At 39.5% G+C, this 17,135-nt stretch carries 20 protein-coding genes; 10 read left to right on the top strand and 10 right to left on the bottom strand.

Going from position 1 to position 17,135, the window contains the following annotated elements; translation table 11 throughout:
- The first annotated feature begins 170 nt into the window (after positions 1 to 170).
- Positions 171 to 1,778 (top strand): NAD(P)/FAD-dependent oxidoreductase, encoded by a 1,608-nt coding sequence (locus LOC50_RS17235; RefSeq protein WP_250654036.1) that lies wholly within the window; start codon positions 171 to 173, stop codon positions 1,776 to 1,778.
- A 92-nt stretch (positions 1,779 to 1,870) separates the two neighbouring features.
- Positions 1,871 to 3,376, top strand: coding sequence for an amidase family protein (locus tag LOC50_RS17230; RefSeq protein WP_250654035.1), 1,506 nt, complete (start codon positions 1,871 to 1,873; stop codon positions 3,374 to 3,376).
- A 29-nt stretch (positions 3,377 to 3,405) separates the two neighbouring features.
- On the opposite strand, the gene LOC50_RS17225 is transcribed toward LOC50_RS17230, so the two are convergent.
- Positions 3,406 to 4,707: a DEAD/DEAH box helicase gene (locus LOC50_RS17225; protein ID WP_138562454.1), complete on the bottom strand. Its 1,302-nt coding sequence runs from the start codon at positions 4,705 to 4,707 to the stop codon at positions 3,406 to 3,408.
- Positions 4,708 to 5,046: 339 nt separating this feature from the next.
- Here LOC50_RS17225 and LOC50_RS17220 point away from each other — a divergent pair, with 339 nt between their 5' ends.
- Entirely contained in the window at positions 5,047 to 5,367 is a 321-nt protein-coding gene (locus LOC50_RS17220) for a hypothetical protein (protein ID WP_051498260.1), read from the top strand.
- Between the two features lie 41 nt (positions 5,368 to 5,408).
- Entirely contained in the window at positions 5,409 to 5,582 is a 174-nt protein-coding gene (locus LOC50_RS17215; RefSeq protein WP_171034703.1) for a hypothetical protein, read from the top strand.
- A 68-nt stretch (positions 5,583 to 5,650) separates the two neighbouring features.
- Here the strand turns inward: LOC50_RS17215 and dapA are convergent, their stop codons facing one another.
- The gene (gene dapA, locus LOC50_RS17210; RefSeq protein ID WP_010388964.1) at positions 5,651 to 6,568 is read right to left on the bottom strand and encodes a 4-hydroxy-tetrahydrodipicolinate synthase; all 918 of its coding nucleotides are present in this window, start codon (positions 6,566 to 6,568) and stop codon (positions 5,651 to 5,653) included.
- A 172-nt stretch (positions 6,569 to 6,740) separates the two neighbouring features.
- Between dapA and LOC50_RS17205 the strand changes: the two genes are divergently transcribed.
- Positions 6,741 to 7,394 carry a DUF6058 family natural product biosynthesis protein gene (locus tag LOC50_RS17205; RefSeq protein ID WP_138626917.1) on the top strand — a complete coding sequence of 218 codons (654 nt, stop codon included), beginning with the start codon at positions 6,741 to 6,743 and terminating at the stop codon, positions 7,392 to 7,394.
- Between the two features lie 37 nt (positions 7,395 to 7,431).
- Here LOC50_RS17205 and LOC50_RS17200 read toward each other — a convergent pair whose 3' ends face one another.
- The 3 genes from LOC50_RS17200 to LOC50_RS17190 all read right to left on the bottom strand — a co-directional run bounded on the left by LOC50_RS17200 (position 7,432) and on the right by LOC50_RS17190 (position 9,922).
- Positions 7,432 to 7,719: a putative quinol monooxygenase gene (locus LOC50_RS17200; protein ID WP_250654034.1), complete on the bottom strand. Its 288-nt coding sequence runs from the start codon at positions 7,717 to 7,719 to the stop codon at positions 7,432 to 7,434.
- Positions 7,720 to 7,785: 66 nt separating this feature from the next.
- Positions 7,786 to 8,601 carry a 2,5-didehydrogluconate reductase DkgB gene (gene dkgB, locus LOC50_RS17195; RefSeq protein WP_250654033.1) on the bottom strand — a complete coding sequence of 272 codons (816 nt, stop codon included), beginning with the start codon at positions 8,599 to 8,601 and terminating at the stop codon, positions 7,786 to 7,788.
- A gap of 148 nt (positions 8,602 to 8,749) precedes the next feature.
- On the bottom strand, positions 8,750 to 9,922 hold the full coding sequence (locus LOC50_RS17190) for an MFS transporter (protein ID WP_250654032.1): 1,173 nt from the start codon (positions 9,920 to 9,922) through the stop codon (positions 8,750 to 8,752).
- 115 nt (positions 9,923 to 10,037) lie between these two features.
- Here LOC50_RS17190 and LOC50_RS17185 point away from each other — a divergent pair, with 115 nt between their 5' ends.
- On the top strand, positions 10,038 to 10,925 hold the full coding sequence (locus LOC50_RS17185; RefSeq protein ID WP_250654187.1) for a LysR family transcriptional regulator: 888 nt from the start codon (positions 10,038 to 10,040) through the stop codon (positions 10,923 to 10,925).
- 113 nt (positions 10,926 to 11,038) lie between these two features.
- Positions 11,039 to 12,079 (top strand): metal-dependent hydrolase, encoded by a 1,041-nt coding sequence (locus LOC50_RS17180; RefSeq protein WP_250654031.1) that lies wholly within the window; start codon positions 11,039 to 11,041, stop codon positions 12,077 to 12,079.
- A 68-nt stretch (positions 12,080 to 12,147) separates the two neighbouring features.
- Here LOC50_RS17180 and LOC50_RS17175 read toward each other — a convergent pair whose 3' ends face one another.
- From LOC50_RS17175 to LOC50_RS17165, 3 genes are all read right to left on the bottom strand, one after another.
- Complete coding sequence (locus LOC50_RS17175; protein WP_250654030.1) at positions 12,148 to 13,059, bottom strand: sensor domain-containing diguanylate cyclase; 912 nt, start codon at positions 13,057 to 13,059, stop codon at positions 12,148 to 12,150.
- 4 nt (positions 13,060 to 13,063) lie between these two features.
- Complete coding sequence (locus LOC50_RS17170; RefSeq protein ID WP_250654029.1) at positions 13,064 to 13,870, bottom strand: alpha/beta fold hydrolase; 807 nt, start codon at positions 13,868 to 13,870, stop codon at positions 13,064 to 13,066.
- A 276-nt stretch (positions 13,871 to 14,146) separates the two neighbouring features.
- On the bottom strand, positions 14,147 to 14,416 hold the full coding sequence (locus LOC50_RS17165) for a hypothetical protein (RefSeq protein WP_248474387.1): 270 nt from the start codon (positions 14,414 to 14,416) through the stop codon (positions 14,147 to 14,149).
- A gap of 244 nt (positions 14,417 to 14,660) precedes the next feature.
- On the opposite strand from LOC50_RS17165, the gene LOC50_RS17160 reads away from it, so the two are divergent.
- Both LOC50_RS17160 and ykgO read left to right on the top strand, forming a co-directional pair.
- Positions 14,661 to 14,927: a type B 50S ribosomal protein L31 gene (locus tag LOC50_RS17160; RefSeq protein ID WP_028834757.1), complete on the top strand. Its 267-nt coding sequence runs from the start codon at positions 14,661 to 14,663 to the stop codon at positions 14,925 to 14,927.
- Positions 14,924 to 15,058 carry a type B 50S ribosomal protein L36 gene (ykgO, locus tag LOC50_RS17155; RefSeq protein ID WP_002958669.1) on the top strand — a complete coding sequence of 45 codons (135 nt, stop codon included), beginning with the start codon at positions 14,924 to 14,926 and terminating at the stop codon, positions 15,056 to 15,058. Before LOC50_RS17160 ends, ykgO begins: the two co-directional genes overlap by 4 nt.
- Positions 15,059 to 15,110: 52 nt before the next feature.
- Here ykgO and LOC50_RS17150 read toward each other — a convergent pair whose 3' ends face one another.
- Together LOC50_RS17150 and LOC50_RS17145 are read right to left on the bottom strand one after the other, a co-directional pair.
- Positions 15,111 to 15,497, bottom strand: a complete 387-nt coding sequence (locus LOC50_RS17150) for an OsmC family protein (protein ID WP_250654028.1) — start codon at positions 15,495 to 15,497, stop codon at positions 15,111 to 15,113.
- A 9-nt stretch (positions 15,498 to 15,506) separates the two neighbouring features.
- Positions 15,507 to 15,896: a cytochrome b562 gene (locus LOC50_RS17145; RefSeq protein ID WP_036983935.1), complete on the bottom strand. Its 390-nt coding sequence runs from the start codon at positions 15,894 to 15,896 to the stop codon at positions 15,507 to 15,509.
- A gap of 136 nt (positions 15,897 to 16,032) precedes the next feature.
- On the opposite strand from LOC50_RS17145, the gene LOC50_RS17140 reads away from it, so the two are divergent.
- Positions 16,033 to 17,112 carry an ABC transporter substrate-binding protein gene (locus tag LOC50_RS17140; protein ID WP_250654027.1) on the top strand — a complete coding sequence of 360 codons (1,080 nt, stop codon included), beginning with the start codon at positions 16,033 to 16,035 and terminating at the stop codon, positions 17,110 to 17,112.
- Positions 17,113 to 17,135: the final 23 nt, after the last annotated feature.

The raw sequence follows: 17,135 nt of genomic DNA, 5'->3' as shown, positions 1-17,135 counted from the left end.
TGTTTCACAATAACAGCTGCGGATCATACCCAACCCTTACCAAAACACAATAAATAAGTGCCAAAAGTGGGCAATTTAACGTAACATATGGCGCTTATAAATCAGCGCTTTGTGCCCCCCCTTATTGTGAGCGGAATTTAATCCCCGCTATGACACCTAAAGAGATATTAATGATACGTTTAACCGAAATAAAGCTGCCGCTTGACCATGACGAAAATGCCATAGGCCAAGCCATCATCAATAAATTAAATATAAGCCCAGAGCAGCTACACAGCTACAATGTGTTTAAACGCGGTTACGATGCACGTAAAAAAAGCGCTATTTTACTGATTTACACGCTTGATGTTGAAGTGGATAACGAAGCACAACTGTTAACCTCGTTTGAAAAAGACCAACACGTTAAAGTCTCCCCTGACACCAACTACAAATTTGTAGCGCACGCCAATAGCAGTATTAAAGAACGCCCTGTGGTAATTGGCTTTGGCCCTTGTGGCTTATTTGCCGGTTTAGTGTTGGCACAAATGGGCTTTAACCCAATTATTTTAGAGCGCGGTAAAGAAGTGCGTGAGCGCACCAAAGACACCTTTGGCTTTTGGCGTAAAAAGGCCCTTAATACAGAATCAAACGTACAGTTTGGTGAAGGTGGCGCAGGCACGTTCTCAGACGGTAAGCTCTACAGCCAAGTAAAAGATCCAAAACATTATGGCCGTAAAGTCATTACTGAGTTTGTAGAGGCCGGCGCGCCTGAAGAAATTTTATACGTGAGTAAGCCGCATATTGGTACTTTTAAACTAGTAACCATGATTGAAAAAATGCGTGCCCGTATTATAGAACTTGGTGGAGAAATTCGTTTTAGCACCCGCGTTGACGATATTCATTTAGACAAAGGCCAAGTGACTGGGCTTACACTTTCTAATGGTGAACAGCTTGAAACTCGCCATGTGATATTAGCGGTTGGCCACAGTGCCCGCGATACGTTTAAAATGATCCACGATAAAGGCATTTATGTTGAAGCTAAACCCTTTTCAGTGGGCTTTAGAATAGAACATAAGCAATCAATGATTGATGAATGCCGCTTTGGCGATAATGCGGGTAACCCTATTTTAGGCTCAGCAGATTACAAATTAGTACACCATTGTAATAACGGCCGTACTGTATATAGCTTTTGTATGTGTCCTGGCGGCACGGTGGTTGCCGCTACATCTGAAGAAGGCCGAGTCGTCACCAATGGCATGAGCCAATATTCACGTAGTGAACGTAATGCTAACAGCGCTATTGTAGTGGGTATTTCGCCAGAAAAAGACTTCCCTGGGCATCCCCTAGCCGGCATTGATTTACAGCGTAAGCTAGAAGAGCAAGCCTATGAACTTGGTGGTAAAAACTACGATGCCCCTGCACAGCTGATTGGCGACTTTTTAAAAGGTAAATCATCGGCTAATTTAGGCGATGTACAGCCTTCGTATACACCAGGCATAAAACTGACTGATTTAAGCAACGTATTACCTCCTTTTGCGATTGAAGCGCTACGTGAAGCAATTCCTGCCTTTAATAAACAAATTCGTGGCTTTTCAACCAATGATGGCTTACTAACGGGTGTAGAAACGCGTACTTCATCACCTATCAGTATCAAGCGCGATAAAACTTTCCAAAGCATTAATACCAAAGGGCTTTACCCTGCAGGTGAAGGCGCAGGTTATGCAGGCGGTATTTTATCAGCGGGTATTGATGGCATTAAAGCCGCAGAGGCGGTTGCGTTATCGATGCTAGAAAACGCCTAACTCGATTTAATTGACCTTTACTGAAAAACCTCACGTTGTGAGGTTTTTTTGTGCTAAAAATGTCCTGTGTTTCCATAAAATAGATAATAACAATGAGTATAAAACGGCTACTTTTAATCTTATGTGTTTGCACAATAACTAACTTACACGCAGCGACTAACAATACAGAGCTTAAAACCATTAGTGACATTCACAGTGCCTATAAAAATAATACCACCACCGCTGAGCAGCTTACCCGCACTTATATCAACAGAATAAACGAGCTCAATCCTAAATATAATGCAGTAATTAGTATTGAGCCCACTGCAATTGAACAAGCCAAACAACTCGATGCACTGTTTAAAGCCGGAAAATGGGCAGGCCCTTTACATGGTATCGCGGTATTACTAAAAGATAATATTGAAACAACAGGTACATTACCTACCACAGCGGGCTCACTGGCACTTAAAAATAACGTTACCGATAAAGATGCCTTTGTGGTTAAACAATTACGCCAAGCAGGGGCGATTATTTTAGGTAAAGCGAACTTAAGTGAATGGGCTAATTTTCGCTCATCGTATTCATCATCTGGTTGGAGTGCAATAGGTGGGCAAACCCATAACGCCCATGATGTAACTCGTAATCCGTGTGGTTCTAGCTCGGGCTCTGCTGTGGCGGTTGCTTTAAATTTTGCGCCTATTGCGCTGGGCACTGAAACCGACGGCTCAATTACCTGCCCTGCTTCGGTTAATGGGGTGTACGCCATTAAACCCAGCATGGGGCAAGTTTCGCGCGCAGGCGTGATCCCTCTTTTAAGTAGCCAAGATTCGGTAGGCCCAATGGCGCATTCTTTAAAAGATGCACTCGCAGTATTGTCCGTCATTCAAGGTGAAGACTCAGACGATGTATCTACACTCAACGTAAATAGAAAGCTTGATAGTATAGCGCCTAAGCCATCACTGAGAATAGGCGCTTTACCTGCCAGTAAGTTTACTGTGGCAACACAAGAGCTTTACGCTAAGCAGTTACAAACATTAAAAGACGCAGGTCATACCGTTGTCAATGTTGCAGTAAAAGATGACTTAAGCACGCTTTACGTTGATGAATACGCCATCCTACTTTACGACTTCAAAGCCGAAATTAACCACTACTTAAGCAAAACACCAACGCAGGTAACCGTAAAAAGTTTAGATGAGTTAATCGCATTTAATAGCGCAAATAAACAGCAGGAAATGCCCTACTTTGAGCAAGATATTTTACAACAAGCTAACGCGGTTGATTTGAGTGAAATACAACGATACAAAAGCACCAAAGCGCGATATCGCGCACTAGCAAACCGCGCTATTAGCAATTTATACCGCAATAATCAGCTCGATATTGTAATTGCCCCCACCGTTTCGCCCGCGTGGAAAACCGATTTAATTAACGGTGATAACTTTAAAGGCAGTAGTAGTTCATTGCCTGCTATTGCAGGGACGACCCATATTACTTTACCGGTTGGTAAAGTAAGCCACTTACCGGTTGGTTTATCAGTTATAGCTAATCAGAACGATGAAGCGGCTGCGTATAAGTACGCTGCTATTATTGATAATGTATTAGGCATAAAAAAACCTGAGTAAACTCAGGTTTTTTTAATGGCTTAGCTGTCTTACTTTTTAAGTGACAGCTTTTCGCCTTTTAAGCTTTTACGTACATTAGAAATTCGCGAACGGTTTTTCGCTCTCGCTTCACCGGTAGCTTGGCCTGATGGCTTATTAGCACGGGTGCGGCGTAAATGCGCTGGCTTTTTACCAATTTTATCAATCAGTACTTCACGATTACTTACTTCGTAACCTTCTAAGTAAACACGTTTAATTTTTTGACCAATTAAGGTTTCAATTTCAAACAACATGTTTTCTTCTTCGCGACTCACAAACGAAATTGCTTGTCCTTGGTTACCAGCACGACCGGTACGGCCAATGCGGTGTACGTAATCTTCAGCAAGCCAAGGTAAATCAATATTAATAACGCGCGGTAAACCGTCAATATCAATACCACGGGCCGCTACTTCTGTTGCAACGAGCACGCGTACTTTGCCTTCTTTGAATTCACGTAACGCACGACGACGGTTACCCTGCGATTTATCACCATGACACACTGCCGCTGGGATACCGTCTAGGTTAAGTTCAGTGACTAGCTCATCTGCGGTTTCTTTCATGTTTACAAACACCAGCACTTGCTGCCAGTTTTTCTTACCAATTAGCTCAGAAAGTAACTCTTGCTTACGGCGCTCTTCTACCGGGTAAACCACGTGTTGTACTGTGCTTGCGGTGCTGTTAGTTTGATCAACACGCACAATTTCAGGTTGCTTTAGCACTTTAGAGGCAAATTGTTTAATTGCTGCTGGGAAAGTTGCTGAAAACAATAAGATTTGACGCTCATCAGCACAGCTTTTTATTACGCTTTGCATGTCATTAATAAAGCCCATATCGAGCATACGGTCAGCTTCATCAAGGACTAAATGTTTTACTTGGGCAAGGCTTAAGTTACCCAAACGAATATGATCAAGTAAACGCCCTGGTGTTGCTACTACAATATCCACACCTTCTTTGAGTGCAATTTCTTGTCCTGCGGTATTAACACCACCAAATAAACTCACTACTTTTAACTGAGTGTACTTAGCAAAGTCTTTAAAGTTATTCGCTATTTGCTCTGCAAGCTCTCGCGTAGGCGCAAGGACTAAGGCGCTTGGCGCATTCGTAGTACTGCTATCTGACTCAAATAACTTTTGGATAATAGGGAGTGCAAAGGCAGCGGTTTTACCTGTACCGGTTTGTGCACTTGCTAAAACGTCTTTACCTTTACGAACAGCCGGAATAGCTGCGCGCTGAATGGGCGTAAGGGTGTGGTAATTAAGTTCGTCTAACGCCTGAATTAGTTCAGGGGCAAAACTAAAAGATTTAAAATTCATTGCTGTATAACCTGCGGCCACATTATCAAGGGTCGCAAATTATACAGTAAAATCGCTTAAACAGTTAGTTTTAAACACCAGAAACCGCTAATTTATAAAATGCAGGGTAATTAGCTATTTCCTACAATGGCTATTCTAAATAAAGTTAATCAATAGAAGGCTTTTGTAGTTGATTAAGGATTAAAATTTTGATTTACAATTTGGGTAGGTATGCCTATGTTAGTTTTTGACTAGAAATTTAAATAAATTGAGTTATATAGTGAAAAAATACTCGCTTGGGGTTTAATCCTTTGTTCAATCATTACGGTAAGTGGTTGTGCAAATAGCGGTAACCCGTCAATGGAAGATTTAACAGAAGTAGATGCCAGTGCAAAAATAATAAAAGGTAAAACAACTCAGCAAGAAATACGTATAGAATTTGGAAGCCCGTATAAGACGAGCTATACAGATGGTGGACTATCAATATGGAAGTATCGTTATGATAATACTTCAGCATTTACGGTTGAAACAGTTGGCTCTATCTTATTTGCCTATGGTTTAGCTAGTACAAAATCAGAAGGCACACGTAGTGAGCTAGTAATGTTATTTGATGAAAATAATGTTGTTAAGCAGTTCAATATGTCAAATATTCCTATTGAATCTGGAACTGGCCTTTTTTAGTGTGCTAAGTATTTTAGTAAAAAATAGCCAAAGTGAGATAGGTGGGATATAAGCTCAGAGCATCCTATGAAAAGTCATTCTTAAATGCTAAAAACCCAGCGCAAACCAAACTAGAACTGGCAGTGCCTATTAGCCAAGATATTGATATTCGATTAGCGGTCACTCATGCTAATTCCGCTATGTGGCAGCTTAAACTCAACTACTATTGGCAGTGATATAAAAAGCAGCCTCTGAGTTTACAGTAGGCTGCTTTAAAAATGTGTCTAATAAAGACTTTAAGAATTTAAGATAAAATCAAAACTTTACTAATATCCACACACTGCGCTCGGCTACCGACAAAATCTTGCTCATTCAGCTGATTAATTAGCGTTTCACCTTGTTGCTGTTGCTCATCGTTGAGCGGCACGTAAGGCATTCTAAAAACGGGGTTAACCGCACCTGTCATGATCATCGCGGTGTTAATGGCAATTGGGTTTGGCTCGCAAAACAGCCAGTTCATTAATGGTTGTAATGAGTTATTAAGCGCATCATTTTTGCTATCCATTAATTGACGGAACAACCCTGGGATCAGGTTAGACGTAACTGAAATAACACCATGTGCTTTATGGATATGGCGTGCATCGTGTGCTTCGTCATCATTACCAGACCAACACGCAATGCCTTGTTGTTCATAGTGCGCTATACGCTCATTGCCACCACATTCTTTAACACCAATAAAGTGCTCATGCTGTGCTAGTGGTTCAATAATATCAGGGGTGAGGTCTTGACCTGTGCGCCCTGCTACGTTGTAAATAAACGCCGGACCAATATCAAGCACACGTTTAAAGTGCTCTTTAACACCCGCAATAGATGTGCGCCCGTAGTAAGGATTAATTTGCAATGAGGCATGCATGCCGCTGGCAAAACCATATTTTGTTGCTTTAATTGCTTCGCGCGTATTATTACTGCCGGTGTTACCTACAATCAGTAATTTATCACCAAATTTATTGGCACTGTGCGCAATTAGCATTAAGTGCTCTTCCCAGTTCATTAACTGGCCTTCACCGGTGGTGCCACCAACAACTATGCCGTCAACACCCGCTGCAATTTGTATTTCAACGAGTTCATCATACTTTGCAAGATCGATCTCACCATTGGCTAAGTAAGGTGTTTTAATTGCAGTAATAAGGCTTGCTTGTTTAATTTGTTCTAGGGTGCGCATAAAAAAATCATTGTTATTAATACTTGGCCTATTTGTACCATATTTACCGCGCTATTTGCAGTGATAGCCAGTATTTAATTATAAAATGGCTTGTGTTATTGAGTTTGATGATACAAAATAAACAACTGTATAAATAAACAGTATTTTGTTTTTTACTATTAAGCGAGCCACTATGCGTTTATCTGACTATTTAAGCACTCACTTTTATCACACTGATGAGTTATGCCAAGCACTCAACATAGACACTGAAACTCTTGAAGATTGGCAAGCGCAAAGCATTTTCCCTAAACCCAGTTATTGCATTAAAAACCAGATGAGTTGCAGCTCTTATTCAGGCTTGTATGAATGTGAAGAATACGACGATTACTATCCCCGTGGCTGCGTAAACTGGGGTCAAGGAGTTATAAAGCAAAAAATTGAGTCATCTAATCAGGCGTTTAATTTGTTTGCTCAGTACTATACCCAATGCTTAGCTAAGCTTGCACAGCAAGGCTTTATATTTAACGAAGAGCTGTTTGGCTGTGAAATAGAAGAGCATTTACAGCAAGTGTGGCAACAATTTTTATGCAGCAAATATGGGGTGCTTACACAAAATGGCTTAATTGATGAAATTGTGGCTGTGGATATTGGCAGATTATTAGTAGACGATATAACCGAGCTGCGCAGCAAAGCCAGTTTAGATAAGGATGAGCGCACCCGCATTCACCCTGCCATGAAGCTTTTAAATAAAGCGCTAAGCCATGGCGCCGATCACGAAAAGCAACTCACATTACGAAGCCGCTATATTGATGCCCTTATTTTAAAATACGATTTATCGATTAAATAAAGGTTACAACTCCTACTTGGCTATTAGCTTTGTGCTGTTAACCAATGGTTTTATACACATCAATATTGATAGAGGTAATAAATGCACCTACAGCATCACCAAAGGCTTTAAAGTGAGGTGCGTTTTTATGGGCTTCGAAATGCTCAGAAGACGCCCATTGCTCACTCACTAAATAGGTGGTTTGCTCAGAATCGTTTTTAACTGATAGCTCGTAACGCAGGCAGCCTACTTCTTGCCGCGAATACTGTTGTAAGTTTTCGAGCTCGGTTAAAAGGCGCTCTGCATCGCTATTTTCGCTCGATAGTGTGACAATTACCGTTAACATGGGTGTTCCTTGTTTAAAAAATAAAGGTGCAGCTTTACTGCACCTGTTTTAGCTTTAGCTCTTTGGTTATTGATCCCACTGCGGTGCAAAGTCTGGCGATGCTTGGCGGTCGTTGCAGTCAAGGCCATCTATACGTGCTATGTCTTCATCATCAAGTTTAACTTTGTCGTTAAAGTTATCTTCTAGGTTTTTACGCTTAGTCGATGATGGAATAGTGGTCATGCCATTGGCATTTTCCCATGCAATAACCACTTGCGCTGGCGTTGCATCATGCTTGTTAGCAATATCAATAATGGTTTGATCTGTTAATACCTTACCCACAACAAATGGCATATAGGCGGTAACATGTATGTCATGCTGAGCACAAAAGGCGCGCAGTTTAGTGTTGCTTAAATATGGATGTACCTCAATTTGATTAGTGAATATTTCGCGAGGATCTAAGGTTTGCATTGCCTCATTTAAATTGGCAATAGTGAAGTTTGATACGCCAATATGTTTAGTTAACCCTAACTTTTTAGCTTTTAGTAGCTCAGTCAGGTATTCGCTCATAGGCTCATTGTTTGAGGGTGCAGGCCAGTGAACTAGCAATAAATCAACCGAGTCAACTTGCAGCTTTTCTAATGACTTTTCTACACTTGCGATAAAGTCGTTTTTATTGAGTTTATTGTTCCATACTTTGGTGGTAATAAATAATTCATCTCTGGGGATATTACTGTCTTTAATAGCTTGGCCAACTTGTTCTTCGTTACCATAAATTTGCGCGGTATCAATATGACGAAATCCTACTTCTAACGCCATTTTTACAGATTCATAAGCAATTTTACCTTCTAAACGAAAAGTACCCATACCTAAGTCTGGCATTTCAATTACACGTTGTGTCATAGCTTTATCCTTATTAAATAATTGGTTTAAAATTCAAACGTCGCGTTTACTAAATACACCGATTATTTTTTTGATTTAAAATTTTGACCTCATATAAACACTGAGGCCATTCATTTTTATTTCAAGACTAACCTATATGAGTTCGGCTTTATTTAGCCTGAACATTATGTTTATCTAGCCTGCCACTGTATCGAGTGACTATTAAAGCCAGTAATGAAACAACGGCCCCACTCCATGCGGTATCTTTTAGTTCCATATGCTCGACTACAAGCCCCCCTGTAACAGAGCCTAAGGCTATTCCAATATTAAACGCTGCGATGTTTAAGCCCGATGCGACATCTACCGCATTAGGAGTGTGCTTTTTTGCCTGTTTTACTACATAAAGCTGCAATCCTGGTACATTACCAAATGCAAATGCCCCCCATATTAAAATAGTCAGCACCGCGGCTACTTTTGATTCCATAGTAAAGGTGAAAGCCAATAAAATAATTGTTAACGCGCTAAATATAATACTCAGTGCGCTAATTGGGCCTCGCTTGTCGGCTAATTTTCCGCCCCATATATTACCAACAGCCACCGACACACCATAAACCAGCATTATTAAACCAATAGCGGATGGTGCAAAGCCAGTTTGCTGCTCTAATATAGGCGCTAAGTAAGTAAACGCGGTGAACGTACCGCCGTAGCCTAATATAGTCATTAAATAAACGAGCAATAAGCGCGGCTTAACAATAACCTGTAGCTGCTCTTTAAACGTCGCCGGAATAGACTGCTTTAAGTTTTTTGGTACTAAAATAGCGCTGCCAATTAGCGCAATTAAACCTAATGCCGAAACCACTAAAAAAGTTGCACGCCAGCCAAAGTGCTGGCCAATCCATGTTCCTAATGGCACACCCGTTACAAGCGCTACCGTAAGGCCGGTAAACATAATTGCGATAGCGCTCGCCTCTTTGTCTTTACTTACCAAGCTTGTTGCTATCATTGAGCCAATAGAGAAAAATACACCGTGAGCTAAGCCAGTTAGTATGCGCGCCAGTATTAGTGTTTCGTAACTCGGCGCTTGCCAAGCTAATAAATTACCCATAACAAATAAGCCCATAAGGCTTATAAGTACCACTTTTCGGTTCCAGCGCCCCGTTAATGCAGTGAGTACCGGTGCGCCAATAGCTACACCAACTGCATATAAGCTCACTAGTAAGCCTGCTGATGGTAAGCTCACGCCTAAATCGTTTGCAATAGTTGGCACTAAACCCACTATAACAAACTCGGTTGTTCCAATTGCAAATGCGCTTAAGGTAAGCGCCCATAAAGCCAATGGCATAAATACATCCTCATTTTTTAAATAGATGCATAGTGTGTGTAAAAACCCCTTTGCAATAAATAGCATAAATGGCAAAATACTTTTGTTTATTTTGCAAATATAAATGAGTGAATTTATGCCTGTTCAAGCTAAAACTGAAGATCTAGAAATGTTTATTACCATTGTGGATTGTGGCAGTTTTTCCGGTGCGGCTAGTTTACTTGATTTAAATGTAGCTAAGGTTTCAAGAGCGCTATCTCGCCTTGAAAACAGGCTAAACTGCACATTATTAAACAGAACAACTCGGCGTTTAGAACTGACCGAGGAAGGACATATATACATAGAATATGCGCGAAAGGCTTTAAACACGCTGCTCTTAGGGGAAGAAACAATAAAGCTACTAAAGCAAGCACCTAGCGGGCACTTACGTATAGATGCAGCAAGCCCTTTTGTTTTGCATCAACTAGCGCCACTAGTTAATGAGTTTAAAGAGCAATACCCGCAAATCACGCTCGATATTACCTCACACGACAATATTATTGATTTACTTGAGCGCAAAACAGATTTAGCTATTCGCATTGGAGACTTAAAAGATTCAAACCTACACGCGCGTAAATTAGGCCAAAGTAAATTAAAATTGGTCGCAAGCGCTGATTATTTAAAAAAGGCGCCACCATTACAGCAAGTTTCAGATCTTAAAAACCATAACCTAATTGGTTTCAGTGAGCCCAATACTCTTAATCAATGGCCCTTGAAGCATGAGCAATCGCTGCACTTTGATTTAAGGGCTAGCAGCGGCGAAACCATTAGGCATTTATGTATTGCTGATCAAGGCATAGCACTTCTCTCACAATTTATGATTGCAGAAGATTTAGCCAAAAAACGATTAATAGAAGTTTTACCCCACAGCGTGAGTAGCCCAAATAGCCGAGAGTCTATTTATGGCGTTTATTACAAAAATGGGGCGGTTTCTTCCCGTATCGTTGCATTTTTAGATTTTATACAACCGCGACTAAGTTTATAAATCGCTTTTAAATTGAGTTTAAAGAGCAACTTAATGAAATAATTTACATTATTGACGGTTTTAAGATTGAGCTGAGTATAAACACTGCAGTTGCATTATTTGGATGAGGTAGTATGGATTCTTTAACACAAGTCGCATTAGGCAGTGCCGTAGGCTACGCGGTACTAGGCAATAAAGTAGGTAGAAAAGCCGTTGCGTGGGGCGCTATTTTAGGCACTTTACCCGATTTAGATGTGTTTTTACCCTATGGCGGTAGTGTAGAGGCATTTACCTATCATCGCGGTTTTAGCCATTCTTTATTTGTGCATTTATTAATAAGTCCGCTAATTGTATGGCTAATATTAAAAATACACACAGGCATGCAGGCTTATAAAGTTCGTTGGTTTTGGTTGGTTTTTTTGTGCTTATCAACACATGCTTTATTAGATTCACTCACCGTTTATGGTACTCAGCTAATGTGGCCCTTAAGTGAATACCCTTTTGCGGTATCCAGCATGTTTATTATTGATCCCCTTTACACCTTGCCGTTATTAATTGGTTTAGCTTTTACTTTATTACCTAAAGTAAGCACAAGTAAAGCCTATAAAATCAATGCAATTACACTTAGCCTAAGCACAGCGTATTTATGCCTTGCCTTTGTGTTTAAACTCAATATTGACGATAAAGTCAACACTGCGCTTCAAAACAGAGGCATCACAGTCAATGAATACATTAGCACACCAGCACCATTTACTACTTTGCTTTGGCGGGTGATTGTTATGTCGGATGGGAAATATTATGAAGGCTATGCATCGGTGTTTGATACACCCAACGAGGTTACCTTAAATGCATACCAAACAACCCCTTCTTTACTAAACGAGATTAAAAATGAATGGGGTGTTAAACGCTTGCAGTGGTTTACAAAAGGGTTTTATTCCGTTCGCGAGCAGCAAGACAACGTTATTCTCTCTGATTTACGCATGGGCATGGAGTGTGCCTATGTGTTTAATTTTGTTGTCGGTCAGAAAGATGGCTCAGCAATCAGGGTCGGTAATTTTGAAAAAATAAGTCAAAGACCCAACTTAAACAACTTACCTAAAATATGGGATAGAATTTGGCACCCCGATACCGTATTGGCATCGCCATTAGCAAAAAACAACTGTGTAGAGCAATAATATCAACTATAACTGCCGTCTTTTGGGTAAGCTCAACTCAATACCTTGTTGAGTTTACCTCTATTTAGTTAGGGGTTATCGTATAATTGGGTTCTGTTTTTTCCGCGCTCTTTGGCTTCATATACCGCATTATCGGCTTGAGCAAATAAATCAGTAAACGTCGTTTTCGCACGACTTAAACTTACCCCAATACTGGCGGTTACTGGGCGATTACCTACTTTAATCTCAGCAATTAATAAATGCAGCCTTTGGCAAAATAACAAAGTATCTGCTTTATTTGTATCTGGCAGCATAATTAAAAACTCTTCACCGCCATAACGAGAAATAAGGTCGGTTTGTCGACCAAAATGTTTAAGACGTTGCCCCAACTCTTTTAAAACTCGATCCCCTTCTAAATGCCCAAAGGTATCATTAACGACTTTAAAATTATCAATATCGATAATTAATAATGCAACCGACTGCTTTAATCGCATAGCCTGTTCGAGTAACAGCACGCTGCGGCAATTCATCTCTCTTCTATTTAATAAGTTGGTTAACTCATCGGTAGACGCTAAAGATTGTAAGCGTTCAGTTTGCGCTTCTAACTTTTCCCGTGTTTTAATCAGCTCGTCGTAAAGCTTATCTCGCTGAGTCGCGTTAAAAAAGCTCCAGTATATATAGCTCTTTTCATCAAGCTGAGCATTAACGGTAACCGCAATCCGCTCCCCTTGAGCACTGAGCATAATTAACTGCATTTCTTGGCATTGCTTTTCGTGCAGTAAGGTAGGAAACACATAACTTTGTAAAAATATTTTTGATGATTTAGTTATAATTTTATCAACCGACTTGCCAATAAGCTCATTAGTATTCCACTGTAATTCCTTTTGAAAATAAGTATTTGCATAAACAATAATGTTATCTGCATTTGTCACTAATGCACCATTTAAAAAGTGATCTGCGGAATAATCAGCAAGTTTTTCATCTACTTTATTAAGTGACATGTGGCTAACTCACAAAATCAAAAATTAAACGTCTGACTGTTTCTGGGTGCGTCATATGTATACAGTGGCCATGCGCACTAATAACCTTAAGTGTTGCATTTGAAATTTCATTCGCTACAAACTCCCCAACAGAAGGCGCGGCTAAAGCATCATTTTCACTTTGTAAAATTAAAGTAGGCTGTTTTATATGTTCAAGTATAAAACGGTAGTCGGATAAAAACGTGGCTTCTGCAAAAGTTTTTGCAATAAGGGGATCGGTTGAGCAAAAACTTCCCGATAGTTCCGCTATAAATTCATCAGGATGAGAACTCCCCATAACCAAAGGCCCTAAGTAATTGGCCCAGCCAATGTAATTTTTATCCATTAGGTTAAGTAGTTCGTGCAAATCTTGTTTTTCAAATCCACCAAAATAATCAGGGGGTAAATTTAAAAAGCACGGTGAGGGGCACACCATAACCAGCTGAGTAAATAACTCTGGTTGCTCAATGGCAGCAAGTGCGCCAATGGTGCCACTAACCGAGTGGCCTATAAATGTAATATCGGTAAGTTCAAGTGCGGCACATATTTCTAGTACGTCTTTGGCATACCCATCAAGGGTTGAGTAGCGCTGTTTATTATATTTAGCCACATCAGAGTTACCTGAGCCTACATAATCAAACAGCACTAAAGTAAAATGTTGTTCAAGGGCAGGAATAATAAATCGCCACATATTTTGGTCACAGCCAAAGCCGTGAGCCAACACTAAGGTTTTATCACCCTTGCCAATTATTTTGACGTTGTTTCTTTTGCGTATTTCATTTAAGTGCGGCATTAGAATGATCCTTTTCTTTGTTCACCTAATAAAAGGAGTGCATTTATTAAACATAGTGAGGCTACTGTTTATACAAATAAGTGTAACTCATTACAAAGCTTTATACATCAATTAGTTATATGAAAGATAATCAAGAGAAAAAGTACATACTATTGTCTTAAAAAAGTGTGATTTTATATTTTACTTAGGTATAAAAACACACACCTTTGTTAACATTAAATTACATCCTTGGCAGCCAGCATCATCTTAATAAAATGGCTATTACAACCAAACGGATTAGTTTTGGTGCTCATACTGCCCGCGATAAACTTCAAATACTTTTAATACGGTGTGTTGCTCTTTTGAAAGTGAATCAAACCAATCGTCAAATAACTCATCATCTTCTTGTTCGCTTAATGCTAAATAATGAGCAAGTAATTCAATGATATCGTTATGAGTACATGCGAGTGAGTCAACTTGTTTTGCCAATACACTATGATCGCGCTCCCTAAGAGTATCCATGACTCCTTGGTCGATTTGGTCTTGTTGTGCCTGAGCGTCACTCATAAAACTACCTCTATTAACGTTATTAAATTTTTATTATTTTTTTTTGCTGAGACTAGTTATAGCAGCCTAAATACTAATAGCTAGTACTTTTGATCTAAGTGCTTATTTTTTGACTGCTTTGTGCAAATACGCAGCAATTACGTAGCAATTACGCTGCGTTTAAGGCTATTTAAAATGATTTGCAAAGGGAAAATAAATACGCTAGATTAAATGATATACTATCACGTAACATTAAAGGCATTTTATGAAGCCCAATATTCACCCTGATTACCATGTGGTTGCTTTTCATGATACTGCAGCTGATTCTTACTTTATTATTGGTTCAACCATTAAAACCAATCGCACTATCGAAATAGACGGTAATACATATCCCTATGTGCCTATTGATGTTTCATCTGACTCACACCCATTTTATACCGGAAAACAAAAAACACTTGCTACTGATGGCCGCGTTGCGCAATTTAATCGTCGCTTTAAAAACCTCTCTACAGCTAAAAAGGAAAGCAAATGAAAGTATTAAGTTCATTAAAAAGTGCAAAACAACGACCAGGTTGTCAAATTGTAAAGCGCAAAGGGCGAGTATTCGTGATATGTAAAAACAACCCTAGATTTAAAGCCGTGCAGGGTATGAAGAAAAAATAGTGGGATAAATAATAATGCCGAGTTTATACTCGGCATTATTGTTAAAGGGTATTTACTTTACTTCAACAGAAAACTCAGGCACTGCCTGAATAACCTTTTTCACGGTACATGTATTTACAGCAGCAATAAGTGCTTTTTTATATTTTTCGGGGAAACCTTCTGGCAAGCCAATTTCGATTGAAAAAAGCTTCTTACCGTTTTCATCCACATTTTCGTTATTTTGTGTCAGTGTCATCCCTTCAGTCGAGATCTCTCTTTGCTGACAAAATTTACGCGCATAAAAACCAGCGCACAACACCATGCTTACTAAAAAATAGTCAAACGGCTCTGGGTGCTCTGCATCACCACCAGCGTTTATGCTTTGATCGCTTATAACTTCATGCTCACCAAACTTAGCACTCAACTTTTGACCTTCTAACATTGAAACTGAAATTTCCATTGCTAATCCTTATTTTCCAAACAGTAATTCAAAAAAGCCTGGAGGCTCATGTAATTTATGATATTTTTTGCGTAAATTATCGATAGCTTTAAGTGGTTTTTTTGCAGCTTCGAGTCCCTGCTCATTCGCTACTTTTTTGGCTAACTGGGCTTGAACAAGTACTTTATCGAGCCCTTGCACCGACTTCTCAGCTTCTTTATAAAATTTGGCTTTCTTACCTTGCTCTATCAATCCAATAAATTCATCGATAGCACCATTAAATTCTTTAAGTTGGGTTGCTTCAACACTTTGTTTATAAGCCAGCCCTATATTTTTCATGGTCTTTTCTAAATCACTTACGTCATTAGCGGCAACTGTTTGACTAAAGAGTAATACTATTAACAATAAAACTGCTTTCATTCATAAATCCTAAAAAAATTAATTGCTGCATACATGGTAAACTTACTAGGGTATTATATAGCATAACGCTTAGATGTCACCACGGAGCTAGTTAGCAAGATAAAAATCGAGCTTTATAAAATATATAGAGAAACATATGCCTTTGTTTAAATTACACCGCCTGATAACTTTTTCCTGCCTGCTATTCAGTAGTTACAGTATTAATGCCTTAGAGATCATATTCATCAATCCTGGCTTTTCAAATTCAACTGAAGCTAATAGCAATAAAACCGGTGATTTTTGGTTTCATGTTTCTAAAATTATGCAAAATGCTGCCACAGATTTAGATGTGACATTAACTATAAAATACGCCAATCGAAATCATATTTTAATGAAAGAGCTGATCCAGCAGGCCATTAACGATAAGCCTGATTACCTGTTATTGGTAAACGAAAAAAATGTCACCAGCCAATACCTATCTAAAATAAACAGTAACAATGTTCCCATTTATTTTTTATTAAATCGCCCTTCCCCTGCGTCTCTCGAGCAATTGCAAAAAAATGGCGTCAATGTGGTCGGCAGTATTACCCCAAATAATCGCGTTGCAGGTAAATCATTGATGCAGCAGCTTTATAAAAAGTTTACCAATAAAACAACAACTAGCGCACATATATTGGCGTTATTAGGCGACTATGCAACGCCTGCTTCTATTGTGCGCACTCAAGGGTTAATGGATTTTTTAACGCAAACACCGCAAGTCACCTTAACCGCTAAAGAGGTTGCCAATTGGTCTGAACAAGAAGGGTTTACAAAAACCTTGGCGTATATGCAGCAAGTCCCTGAAATTAACATTATTTGGTGTGCGAATGACGCGATTGCGTTTGGCGCAAAAAGGGCATTAAAACAGCTAAACATACAATCACAGGTTATTGTGGGCGGTATTAACTGGGAGGTTCCACCTAATACTGGTTCAGAGCTTGATGTATCTATAGGAGGTCATGTTTTATTGGGGGCTCATGCAATTATAAACTTATTTGATAACCATACTGATTTAAAGCGTTGGCCACTTTTTCACAGCACTAATGATATTTTTCAGCCACTCAACGATACAAATAAGCCTTTATATAATGCAATTAATGCGAATAACCTAGCCGAAATAGACTTTTCGCAGTTTAGTAAAACCCGCCCAGACAAAGTTGAATTTACTATAGAAAACTTACTACTCGCGCTTGAGTAATGTAACTGTAAAGCCCCTTTACA

Origin of the sequence: Pseudoalteromonas sp. SCSIO 43095, from assembly GCF_023650455.1 — a bacterium.
Taxonomy (GTDB): domain Bacteria; phylum Pseudomonadota; class Gammaproteobacteria; order Enterobacterales; family Alteromonadaceae; genus Pseudoalteromonas; species Pseudoalteromonas tetraodonis.
Note: the sequence above shows the minus strand (reverse complement) of the source record. Positions and strands in the feature narration are given on the sequence as shown.